The organism is Cupriavidus sp. 22TCCZM01-5, from assembly GCF_057798915.1.
This window is the reverse complement of record NZ_JBYOJR010000012.1, coordinates 99,550-111,609: the sequence shown is the minus strand read 5'-3', so window position 1 is coordinate 111,609 and position 12,060 is coordinate 99,550. Positions and strand designations below refer to the sequence as shown.

7 protein-coding genes and 1 pseudogene are annotated in these 12,060 nt (G+C 57.3%); 1 reads left to right on the top strand and 7 read right to left on the bottom strand.

The window, feature by feature from the left end; translation table 11 throughout:
* Positions 1-81: 81 nt before the first annotated feature.
* The 4 genes from AC3FNH_RS14100 to AC3FNH_RS14085 all read right to left on the bottom strand — a co-directional run bounded on the left by AC3FNH_RS14100 (position 82) and on the right by AC3FNH_RS14085 (position 5,555).
* Complete coding sequence (locus AC3FNH_RS14100; protein ID WP_488720470.1) at positions 82-3,405, bottom strand: sacsin N-terminal ATP-binding-like domain-containing protein; 3,324 nt, start codon at positions 3,403-3,405, stop codon at positions 82-84.
* Positions 3,406-4,047: 642 nt separating this feature from the next.
* Positions 4,048-4,320 carry a hypothetical protein gene (locus AC3FNH_RS14095; RefSeq protein WP_488720469.1) on the bottom strand — a complete coding sequence of 91 codons (273 nt, stop codon included), beginning with the start codon at positions 4,318-4,320 and terminating at the stop codon, positions 4,048-4,050.
* A 413-nt stretch (positions 4,321-4,733) separates the two neighbouring features.
* A complete protein-coding gene (locus AC3FNH_RS14090) occupies positions 4,734-5,051 on the bottom strand; it encodes a hypothetical protein (protein ID WP_488720468.1) in 318 nt (105 codons plus the stop codon).
* A gap of 156 nt (positions 5,052-5,207) precedes the next feature.
* The gene (locus tag AC3FNH_RS14085) at positions 5,208-5,555 is read right to left on the bottom strand and encodes a hypothetical protein (RefSeq protein ID WP_488720467.1); all 348 of its coding nucleotides are present in this window, start codon (positions 5,553-5,555) and stop codon (positions 5,208-5,210) included.
* Positions 5,556-5,911: 356 nt separating this feature from the next.
* Here AC3FNH_RS14085 and AC3FNH_RS14080 point away from each other — a divergent pair.
* A pseudogene (locus tag AC3FNH_RS14080) lies at positions 5,912-6,292 on the top strand (IS21 family transposase); the annotation flags it as partial.
* A gap of 131 nt (positions 6,293-6,423) precedes the next feature.
* Here the strand turns inward: AC3FNH_RS14080 and AC3FNH_RS14075 are convergent.
* The 3 genes from AC3FNH_RS14075 to AC3FNH_RS14065 are packed head-to-tail and all read right to left on the bottom strand — an operon-like array spanning position 6,424 to position 12,058.
* A complete protein-coding gene (locus AC3FNH_RS14075; RefSeq protein ID WP_488720466.1) occupies positions 6,424-7,182 on the bottom strand; it encodes a hypothetical protein in 759 nt (252 codons plus the stop codon).
* Positions 7,179-9,173, bottom strand: a complete 1,995-nt coding sequence (gene pglZ / locus AC3FNH_RS14070) for a BREX-3 system phosphatase PglZ (RefSeq protein WP_488720465.1) — start codon at positions 9,171-9,173, stop codon at positions 7,179-7,181. The genes AC3FNH_RS14075 and pglZ overlap by 4 nt, the downstream gene beginning before the upstream one ends.
* A complete protein-coding gene (locus AC3FNH_RS14065) occupies positions 9,170-12,058 on the bottom strand; it encodes a DEAD/DEAH box helicase (RefSeq protein ID WP_488720464.1) in 2,889 nt (962 codons plus the stop codon). Before AC3FNH_RS14065 ends, pglZ begins: the two co-directional genes overlap by 4 nt.
* Between the last annotated feature and the right edge of the window lie 2 nt (positions 12,059-12,060).

Sequence of the window (12,060 nt, the reverse complement as noted above, 5' to 3'; positions counted from 1 at the left end):
CCCCTTCCGCCCAGAGCCGGTTTGTCTAGCGACCGCGAATAGCGTATGGAAGCCTCCAACAGCGGAAAATGTATTAAGCAATTATTCGGGAATCCACTCCGTCTGAAGTTGCTCAATTGTCATTACCCATTCCGTGACTGAAATTCCGGCTTCCCATGTGGAGGCAGGCACTTCGTATCGCAGTGCTGAGGCATTACGGATCCCGACGGAACTGGTTTTTGCGGCTTCGATGAAAAAACATGTTTGCTTGACCATTCCGCCAATATCCGGGACGATCCTGGCTAGCGGCTCGACCCTCGCCGCTGTCCACTCGGCCGCCGAATCCTCATCGGTGAGGAAACGGAGATCGACTGCGCACAGTACGTACCGGGATGATTCTGCGGATGCCCTTTCAGCCTGCATCGGCGTCAGGCGAACGCCACCCGTTGTCGTCGCCTTCACTTCAAGAAGGTAAGGCCCAACCTCAAACTTGGTTGCGACTTCCTCAAGCACATCATCTGCGGAAAACGTGACCTCATAGTCAAAGCCCCTATCAACTAGCTCAAGCTTCAAACCATGGCTTTCGAGCGCTAATTTAACCGCTTCTTGAACGGCCAATCCCAAGCGGCGGCATCGCTCGACGTCGCGGCTGTGACGCTGCCGCGCCTCAATCTCATTGGCGAGTGATGCATATAACTCGAGGTTCGCGCCACCCGTTTCAACAAGCTTCGCAAGGCTGTCCCGTAGTCCTCTTCGTGTTTCCACATCGGGGGCAACCCCAAGCAGTCGCATCTCTAGCTCGTCTAATCCAAAGCATTCAGTGAGCAGCCTGATCGCAGCGTCATTATTCCGAAGCCATCCTGGATCTAGCAGGCTATCCAGCGTTTTTGCGTTGGCGAACCGGGGGACAGGGGACTTGGCGTCTTCTTCAACGATCGGAACCCAAGCCATAAATTTGAGGTCGGCGAGCCAGAGCGCACCTCGAACCCGCACATCCACATCGTCACGCCCCCTATGCCCTCTCACGATTCGCTCTTCCCGCCACGCAGGATCGTTAGGGGCGACGTGGCATAGGACAAGGCCGAGCAACGCCCGGGCCTCGTTTTCCCCCACTTTGCAGCGGTTCAGCATATCGGGCTGCAATAGGGCGATCTGGCTAAACGTCTCCCGTCTAATAGCAATGCCCACTGTGTCCCCAGAGCTGATTGCTGCAAGACGCCGACCTTCCAGTTCAACTGGGGTATCGGTCGTAATCGGATCAGCGATGGCGATCCCCAACGAAACCAGTACTGGAACGCAGTTTGGGATTCCGTTGTCTTCAGAGCCCGCATATAGGTCGTTCAATACGCGATGCGGTGGGTATGCAGTTTCAAATGGCCTCGCTGATTCATGCCATGTGCAAACTGGAGCCATCATCATTCGATCATGACTCCAGCGAACGGCGCGTTGCTTCGATGTGATCAGCGGCATTCGGCGTGCGATCGCTGCGGCACTCGCACCCTTCGATTCCCACAAGTAGCACAAGAGGCTGACACTGGCTCCTTGCAAACTGCGACTCCCTTCGTCGCAGTCTTTGTCCTCCGGGAATTTGGCATCCAGATGCCGTACCACCTCTTCAATCACATCGTCTTCAGCATCGCGTTTGCTGATAGCCTTTGCGAGCATCTCCGGTAGATAGCGCAGACAAGCAGGTTCTTCCAGGTCGTTGAAGCCCTGGAGAAGGAGCCGGTTCCGCACATTGTGCCCCATATCTGCACAGATGTCTTTGAGCCGATCGGAAATACCGTCATCGTGCCGCAGCCCATCCGGTGAACAAAGATGCTGATTTTGATTCGGAATAATGCCAGTAAGTACAGAAGTTTCTACACCGGAGCGGCAGCGCCAGCATTCACCTACAATATCCAGAAAGTTCGCCAGCCATTCTTTACGATTTCCTTCAACGCGTAATTCATCGAGCGTTTGAGCGTCTTCCCGGACATAGCCCGCGAGCCTACTTACGGTTATTCGCCCAAGTTCAAGGCCCAATTCATGCCATCCCTCGGAGATTTCGCTCCAGTCTTGAGCCAATTCTCGGCGCGGGGGTAAGAGATCCACGGCCGCGTCCACAAGAGGCCACATTCGTTCGACTGTGGTTTCGTCGATTGTTGAATTTGGCAAAAGCCGTGGAATCACAAAGTCCGCATATGGCGGCTCGGCGGCATTTGCCGGCAAAAACCGCGATGTGCAGTCGACAATCGGTAGTCTGGCGATTCGATCCGCGAATCCGAAAAGTTGATCGGACCACCACTGTTTCTCGTCAGGGTCGCTTGGATCGAACGCGGTAGCGGGCTTTCGTGCGCGCGCAAGCAGATGAGCACCTTCCCATTTCTGATTTATGGCATAACTCACAGCCACTACTGCGTCAGCAAAGGCTTCCTTAAGAAGTTCTTTGTCTTTTTCGCTCATTAAAAGGCCGCTGCGCTCTTGTTCGGGCTCGAATTTACCATCTAGCACGATGGTGATCGGGACGAAATTCGATCCGCGTAAAGGGTATTCGCGATACAAGCGCGGGGCATCCGGCGCGGGCAGTCTAACTTTCCAATCAGACTCAATTTTGTCAACCACCACGAGAGCCGAGGCGCCGGTATTTTCCGAGGACATGAATCGGAACACACGCAGTTCAGCACATGCGCCATTGATATGCTCAATTCGAAGTAGGCGATGTTCAACGAAACCGTCCCCGAGCGCCTCCCGTATGACTTTCCCAGGTATCCAGACTTCTATGTCGCCCCCCCCTCTTTGGAGTTCGACGCGGCCCAAGCTTTGACGCGTTGCGTACAAGTAGGGTAAGGCGCTTGTCAGTGCCTCGAAACCCAAGACCAAGGTGTCATCATCGCCAATTGCGTATTCAAAACGTGCGGAAGAGACCGAATCCAACTCGCTAACCGGAACTGCAGCCAGGATCGCGTTGTTGCAGGAATGGATGTTCGTCAATATCGCGTCCTCGTCGCCCCCCCTGTCGAGCGTCAGACTGAATTGCTCGCATCCCGTGGGTACGTCGAGGAGCCCGCAAAGACCAACACGCTCTGCTAGGACATGTGTAACGAGAAAGCCTGTGCCAAAGCGCCCGGTCGTCTGGTCAGATTCGAATTCCTTGCTCGATCCGCCAGACAGCAGCGCAGCAAGTTCAACGGAGGTAAACGGAGCACCGTCGTGCTCGAATAGCACATGTGACTGCTCTCGGCGAAGACATACTGTCACGGAGGCCCTGCCCACACGCGGTCCCGCATCCAGAGCGTTCTGAAATAACTCGAAGGGCCACCGAAGGCCGGCAGAGTGCGGCTTACCCCGAGCCTCAGCAACACGCGTGCGAATTCGCCTAGCTTCGTTGCGGGTGTGCTGCTCTTTAAGGGCTTCCTCGTATATTTGGAATGCTTTCTGGCTCATATATATTTTCTCCGCCACACTCCGTCAGACCGAGATGACTCGCCTGCGGACAATTCCGGTGATGAATTGACGAGACAAATGACTATGCGGGGAAGCGATCGTGCGAATAACCGAGTCGAACGTGTCTTTACGCTCTTCCACGCAGGCGACGGCACGACACCCGAAACCGCGTCTCGCCGCCTGCCGCCATAGATCGCTCGACGATCGCCGGGTCAAAGCCCTCGTCTCGTTTCCAACTAAGGTGCTCACAAGCCGTCGGCTTTCTTGGTCGACATTATTCTCCCTGAGCCGATTTCCTTTCTTGGGCAGCGCGCAATCAAGCTGCACCGAGCAGTGAGAGCATTAGCTTGACTGGCCCACCTGTTTGCGCCAAGTATTTCACACTGTGAGTAACGGTTGAATTTTTATCGACCCGTGGTCTACCATCTTGGCGGGCTGACCCAGGATTCGGTTCTGCAAAGCGTTTCCAAATCGCCCCTGGCAGCAGGCAGCCTCTGAAGCACTGAAGCAGATACGAACGGATCCGGTTTGGGGATGAGTCAGCACCGCTTTATCACCACGACCGCCGGGCGGCGGCAAGGTGGCGGCAAGGGCCAGCTGGCTTTTGCTAGCGAAGGAGCCAAACTCGCATCAAGGACAGGTTCATATCGGGATTCGCTCGATCCGCAGTTCCCGGGGGGCCTCGATGGCGAGGTGTGAGAAATTTTTGAACTGCTTCTTGCCCTCCGACCAACCAAGGGACACCATCACGAACACGCTTGGGAGTACTTCTTGGCGCTTCAAGTCGGTGATGGTGAAGATTTTGTCGCCCGCCTTTAGTCTGGTTGTCTTCGCGTCGTGAATGTCTAGCACTTCCAGCAAGCCATCGCCCACCCGGATTTTGCTACCCACAGTAACCCCAAGAGAAAGAGGCATTTTGTTCTCCACTCAATTGAACGGATTCGCAAGTATGTAGATGTGCCATGTTCCCGTTGGCATTCTCCAATGGGTTCAACCGAAGCGACTTTACGTTCGACCCCAGGTGATTTCAGGGTGAATCACCCGATGTCTCGGCCTTCCCCGCCAAACCACCGTTGACCTTACCGACCTCACGCTCAGATTTGTACACGGCCGGGGACGAAAACATATCGATCGAACGACGGATTACACCGCGGATGGCCTCAACAAAAGGTTGATTCAGACCTGAAACGAACCGCGCGGATGACTAGCTGGCGCTTTTCGCAATCCTCGGTAAGGAGGCTTCAGGCGTCTGATCCGCAGGCCGGCATAGAAACTACGGGAGCAGGATTGCCCCAGAGAGGGTGCTGCAAAGACGCCCCGCCTTTTCCTCAGTTCGCAAAAATCCTCGACACGGTTGCCGACAGCGCTTCGTTTTCCGACTCCGGAAAGCCGTAATGGTCAAACAGGTGATTGACCGCTCCGAAGCTTCGCTCCATGAAACGATAAAAGTCCTCCGGCGGCATGTATACCTTGCCGGGGGCGACCTTGACAGCAGATGCCAGACACATCCCGACCAGCTTGATCGAGGACGGAGTGAGGAAGAAGAACCAGAATGGCCACTCCTGATCGAGCCCGCGCAGGTAGCAGCACACCTCTGGGATTTCGAAAAGCTCGCGAGGATCGTCCTCATAGCCGCCGCCGCCCAAGGGACAAAATTCCCTTCCTGCTCCACACTTGCTGAGGGTTCCGGCACCAGCATCTGAAGAAAGCTCAGCGAACTATCCAGGTCGAAGGTCGCTATCTGCTCACGGTAGATGCTGAAGATGATGGGATCTTCAAAGTCGTCATCCTCTCCGCTTCCCTCAAGCATCACCCTCGTCCTCTTCGTCCTCGTCATAGTCCGGATCATCCTCGCCCCAGATGTAACGATAAAGACTGGGGCTTTCGTAATCCGCAGCGGTCGATAGCACCTGTCCTTTCAGTTGCGACACGATATCGCCAATATTGAGCGGCGTCCCAATAACGCCATCCTGATCTGCATGGTGATCGCAGATGTAGTCCCAGCCTTCATCGGTGACTGCCCATAGAGCCAATTGGGCATCCCTGTCCAACCCTCCCACAACGGAGCGCAGCAGATCCTCGATGGTGCCTTCATAGATCGACCAGTCAACCGACTCTCGCGCTGAACCTGAGCACACACTTCTTCCCACGCATTTTTTAGGTCCGAGTCTCCAGACAAAGTCGCTTCGATCCCCTCGAGGCTGTGAACCACATCGCTCACCGCCTGCTCACTTAGCCTAGCCGCCCAAGACGCAACGATGTGTTGCTCGATACGCATTCGTAATCTCTCCATGGTCAAACGCTTTGATTTATCGTAAGAGCGCAGTCGGTCGCCCCAATTCCATCAATGCAAAAAGCCTGAAGCGCTCGATGCGCCAGACCCACAAGGCCGGTGAGAAGCTGTTCGTCGACTATGCCGGACCGACCATCGCTGTGGCCGACGGCGACCGCGCTCACGTGTATATTGCAGCCGTGGCCCGTTGCGGTCCTTGCGCGCGCGGCCACCGGTGGCTTCACCACCGTGCCCGAGCATCTGCCCGCCGCCCTCGCGCCCACCTCGAGTCGACACCGCAGCGACTCATCCGTTGGGGCGAGCAGACCGGTGGCGCCACCGGCGCGGTCGTGCGCCCGCTGCTCGAGCAGCACAAGCATCCTGAACACGGTTACCGCGCCTGTCTGGGGCTGCTGAGCCTGGCCAAGCGCTATGGCAACGAACGCCTCGAGGCAGCCTGTGCGATCGCACTTGAGCTCGGCGCCTATCAGTACCGCCACATCACGAATGCAAGAATGTGCTTGAAACCGACAGGGATCGGCAGAGCGCGGCCCCCCTGCCGAGTGGGTCAGCCCCGATCACGCGCACCTGCACGGCCCTAGCTACTACCAATGACGCCGGCCGTCAGGCGGCGCTGATTCCCGCCATCCGCGTCAAATGCCCTGCGCCTCTGCTATCCAATATGCCGCCTTCTTGCAAATCTTGATACCCGCTTCCCCCCCAATGCCTTGTCACCGTCGGCTGAATTAGTTGTCTTTCAATTTCAACAGTTCGTCGTCCAGTCCATAGCGAACCACATCGATCCTGTCGCTGCGTTGGGATACAAAGTTACCGGTCAACACGGGAAGCTGGAATGGGAAAAATGCCGGATTGTTCAGGAGCAATCCCAAAGCGCCTTTAGCATCCGGGGTGGCAAGGAGTACGGACTCGAACATAAGGATGGCCAGGTTGGCATCGGCAACGCTCACCGGAGCGGCTTTCTCATAGCAGCCCTTAGCCTCGGAATCCCTCAGAACTCCCCAGGCAACAAAGGAGCGGATGACAAATCGCGCATAGCGGCTGACGGTTTGCCGGTCACCATACTGTTCCTTCAGGCGGTTGATGATCTGTGTCTGAGTCACCTGATCCTGCAAGGCCAGCAAGCGGCCAGTTTGCCGGGCCACATTGAACCAGAATGGGTAGACCGCTGAAATCACCCCCCAGTGAACAGCCAGACTCATCGAGGTATGTCCCCGTAGAAACGCCAATGACGCATCGCGGAAAGGAACCAACTCAGGATCGGGAGATACCCAGATTTTCATCAGGTTGTTGACGAGAAAGGTTCGGGTTTGATCGCTTCGTTCGCCCTCGGAGCCGTTGCCTTTTCTGTCCACGAGAAACTCGTGCAACTCCTGGCGGATGGTTTTGGGGTCGAGTCCCGCCAGCAGCAGATTGGCTGCTTTCTGCATCCACTCGAAACGGATCGCCTGCTTGATGCCGATGGTTTCGTGTCTTTTCCCCATCATTGTGCCCTCCTTTCAAACTTCACGAGGGGCACTATGACTTCTTCAATTGCCACACCGCCGTGACCTACGATGACCTCTCCCGGATTCACGAATGCGTCGTGACCACTAGTAATCAGGGGAAAATAACCCGCCGGCAATCCGACCGGCTGCCACTCGTGGGCAAACGGGAAGGATTCCGCGACCTGAGAACGAAGTTCCGGCGTCGGGTACACACGAACCCGCTCGCCGCGAGTCTCGGCAATCACACCTTCCGATGGACGGCCTTTGCCATCGCATTGGATGTTGCCGTGATCTGCCGTCAGCCAGACCTCATACCCATAGTCCAGCAGATCTCTAACCAACGCAGCGAGGAATCCACCCTGGCACCATTGCTTGATCTGGTTGTGCATCCCGGCCGAGCCAAGTTGCATTCCGTGCATGATTTTGTCCACCTTGTCGACGACCAAGCCCACGACCTTGGTCTTGCCGGGGTGGATTGCCGCGTCCAGCACGCTGGATGCATCGCCGTCGCCCAAGCCGCGCAGGTAGGCGACATCCAGTCGGGACTGGCCATGCCCCTCCCAGAATTGCTTCCAGAGCTTCTCTTCACTGTTAGTCGAGTTGATGGATGACGGAAAATAGAACGGCGGCTTGCCCGCAAAAATGGATTGTCTCGACACGGAAGTCAGCGTCGGAATCCAGGCGAAGGTCGCGGATTCACGCATCAGCAGGTTGGTATCCTGCTTTTGCAGAAGTTGGCGAATGGTCACCCACTGATCCAGAGCGAGACCATCGACAACGATCAACGCTGCGCGGCCGTTACCGGACTCCTCGATGTCTCGAGCCAAGCGGCGCGGCACATGGTGCAGCATGGCGGGAATTGTCGGCGGCAGGTTGATCAAACTGGCAAAGTGGTCGGCCAGCCAACCCGCAAATGTCGCGTTTAAGGCATCCCCGATTTCCCTGAGCCGATTCTGATGCTCGGCGCTGTTGCCGCAATGAACCAGCGAAGAGAGCTCGGCCCATTTCAGCGCAAAGGCGATCCAGTCAGAGTAACGAGCTTCCTCTTCGGGCAGCTCTTTTTCAACAAGGCCAAATAGACGAGAGATCCGCAGCCCCTCATCACCCCCACCGCCTGTGGTAATTCCGCATCGAACCCAGGACCCGGCATCCACTTCAATATCTCTGGCCTCGACGGGTGTAAGTTTCCCCTCCAGGAAAAGGTTGTCGATGTAGACCTTGATGTCCTGATGCTCGAACGGCAGATGATCAGGGCCGGGATACTTAAGACCATATTCCGGTGAGTCTTCCAGGACTTGATTGGTATGGCCAAGCCTGGAAAGGTAGACCGGCCAGCGTTCCTGCAGGAAGGCAAAGAACACCTCGTCGTCAGGAACGATTTCAGATAGCGGCCAGGCCTTGAATCCCGCATGGCTCTTGAGCACCCGAATTAGTCGCTCGGCCAACATCAGCGGGATCTGAAGCTTCCCATAGTGCAGACGAAGCAAGGCGCGAAGCAATTCCACCTCGCCCACAATCAACTCTGCGGCGATGCCGAATACGTGGCGGAGAATGAAATCCTTGGTGGCGTTGTCACCCATTCGATCCGGCGACGACTTGAGCTGTGCCTCAAAGAGCGCGTCGAGCAGGCTCCGGTCGAGCTTCTCGATCACCGGGTAGCTCAGGTTGGGAAATAGATCCCCCAGATTAAATGAAAGCTTGCGGCCCGCCTTGAGCAGGTCGTAGGGCAGGGATTCCAGCTCGGCATGCTGCAACCGGAGAATCACCACCAGATCGGTGTGCTCGCCCCGGTCCCAGATCGAGCGATATTTGGACTCATAGGCGTATCTGAATTCGACTGGGTCAATGAACTCGATCAGGTCGAATCCGCGCTCGCGAAGTTCCAGCGCCAACTTTTCCTCGGTCAGCAGACAGTCCGGGTCAGCGACCAAGGTCAGCTTGCTGACGTTGGGTACAAAGTCGTTCAGGATGGCATCTCGCCAACTACTCATTGAGCGCCTCCCCTGATAATGCGCAGCATCAGCAGCGGCCGGATTTCCGGCACGATCTGACGTGCTGATTTCAGTTCATTTCGCCACTCGGCTTCCTCCGCATCGCAGCGGGCCAGTCTGTATTGACGTACCTCAGGCAGACCAACCCGTTCAATTGCCTTACGGCGCGAGGCAAATGAAACAATTCCGCGTTCCTCCTCACGCTCCACAGAGGCAAGGTGCGCCTGCTGCAGAGAGCCGAAGAAAAGTTCCTTTCCGGCTTGTTCGGCCGCGGCCTGCAGACGCTCATGGGCGGTAACGGATTCATCCTGCCCGAGAGTGGCTTGCACCTGGGATTCGGCTGTCGGCAACGCGTCCCAAATATGTCGGGCCGTGGGCAGAAAAAGCTTGCCTTCCTCGCTCAAGAACACGCTGACATAGCCACGCCGAACCATGGGGATGCGCAGGAGTTGCGTATTCTGGTGCATCCCGGCCTGGAGTCGAATCTCAAACAGCCCCCAGAAACCGGAGATGCTGGCTGGCAGCCCACTGACGGTGACACAAGGCAGCGGCTGACCAGCCGCGACCTGCGGCAGGTTCAGGGCGAGCCCACGGACACGGCTGTTTTCAAGATTGAGCAGTGTGGCATCGGTCAGATGATCCGCTTCCCGGGCGCTGAACACGCATTTGCGATGTTCCTGGCCGTCCGGCCAATTCAACTCCCACCACGAACGCTTGCGGACGGCCACGCCGCCATGGGAGTTCAGATATCCTATAGTCATCCGTTCCACCCAATGGGGCAGCGGATTTGAGCGCAAACGGTCGGCGGTTTGCACATCCGGCTCTTCGGAAATGCCGTAGATTGCTGAGGACTTGCGCACCTGCTGAATCTCATCCCGAATCCGGGCCACCGTGTGATCGACGGAAGTCTCGATACCATCGGGGTTCAGAATCGCCGAGGCAAATACATCCTCGAACAACTCACCAGCCTGGGCGGAGTCGAGCACGTCACCGGTTTTGTCGATGCCGAACTCGTCAAAGATCACCGAGAGCTTCTGCTCCAGCACTTCGCGGACGCGGAACTCGACCGAATCCTCAAATACGAAATTGATCGCCCGCACCGTATGGGGCTGACCGATACGATCCACGCGGCCGATCCGCTGTTCGAGCCTCATCGGGTTCCAAGGGATGTCGTAATTGATGATCACGTGGGCGAACTGCAGGTTCAAACCTTCGCCGCCCGCGTCGGTGGAAACCAGCACGCGGTGCGTCTTGCGGAAGGCATCCTGGGCCTGCTTCCGGTCGTCCATATCCATGGAGCCGTTCAGGGTGGCCACCGAGATCCCGCGAGCCTCAAGAAATTCCTTGAGCATCTCCTGGGTCGGCACGAACTCAGTGAATATCAGCACCTTTAGATCCAGCTCGTTTTCCTCGGCCTGCAACTGATAGATCCATTCAATCAGCGCCTCAGCCTTGGCGTCCGAACCGGCCTGTTCACAACGAACAGCCGCGTCGAGCAGGGTTTCCACGTGGCTGCCCTCGCTAAGCAGGGCCGACACCTGGGATTTCAGCAACTCATCGAGCAACTCCTGGCCATCCATGTCATACAGTTCGTCAAAATTCTCGGAGCCATCCCCGCCGCTCTCAAGTTCCGCCAGGCGCAGGCTGACTTGTTGCTCGCCATCCTTCAGCGCTGCAAGCCGTCGCTCGAGTGTGGTGCGGATCGCCCGAGTGCTGGAGACCACCAGGCGCTGCATCAGGATCATCAAAAAGCCGATGTGGCGCTTCTTGTCCCGCAGTGCTTGGTTGTAGCCTTCGCGCACATAGTCGGTCACCGCTTCGTAGAGGATCCGCTGCAGATGGTGACGGCTGTCCCAAGCCACCGGTGCCATTTGCGTGCGTCGAGGCTTGAAGAGCGGCTTGCCGTCGGCATCGACAGCCTTGCGCTTTTCGGTGCGGATGATGTACGGGGCCACCCGGTCGCGGGAGACGCTCTCCGCATCCGGAAATGCCTCGTCATCCAGCAGGTTCATCAGGCGGTGAAAGGCATCGGTCTTGCCCTGGTGAGGCGTTGCGGAGAGCAGAAGCAAATAGGGCGCGGCCTCCGCCAGGCCTTTCCCGAGCTTGTACCGGGCGACTTGGTCGGTGCTACCGCCTAGGCGGTGCGCTTCGTCCACCACCACCAAATCCCAACCGGCGGAAATCAAATCCTCGAACCGGCTGCGGTTGTATTCGGCAACCCGTTCGGCGGTCCAGCCACGCCGCTTGTCCATAGGCTTGACCGAATCAAGCGAGACGATGACCTGATCGTACATCGACCAAGCCGAGTTCCGGTGGTCGGGCCCTGGAGCCAGGCGTTGCAGTGTGCGGATATCGTCGCCCAGAACGAGCTGGAATTGCTCGTTGAAATGAGTTTGCATTTCCGCCACCCATTGGGTGGCGAGGCCCTTCGGTGCGACCACCAGGGTTCGTCGCACATGCCCGCGCAGTTTGAGTTCGCGCATGACAAGACCGGCCTCGACGGTCTTACCAAGGCCCACCTCGTCGGCCAGCAGATAACGCACACGGTCGCCGGAGATTGCCCGGAACAAGGCGTGGATCTGGTGCGGCAGAGGAATGACATTGGACTCCATGGGAGCGAGCAGCGCATGGCCGTCAGTGCCACTGGTGGAGCCTTCGAGCACCTCGGCCACCTTGGCAGCAGCGGCCACATAGGCAATGCGTCCAGCTTCGACTTCTGGCTGCAGGTCGGCATTAAGCGACTGCAAGGCGGAGCGAGGAACGCGCACCACCTCGTCCTGGTTCGGCAGCCAGACACGGCACACCGTCTGCCCCCACAAGGTCTGTTCCTCGATAACCTTGCAGGTGCTGTTATGAACGGTGCTGTATTGCCAAACATCCTGCATCG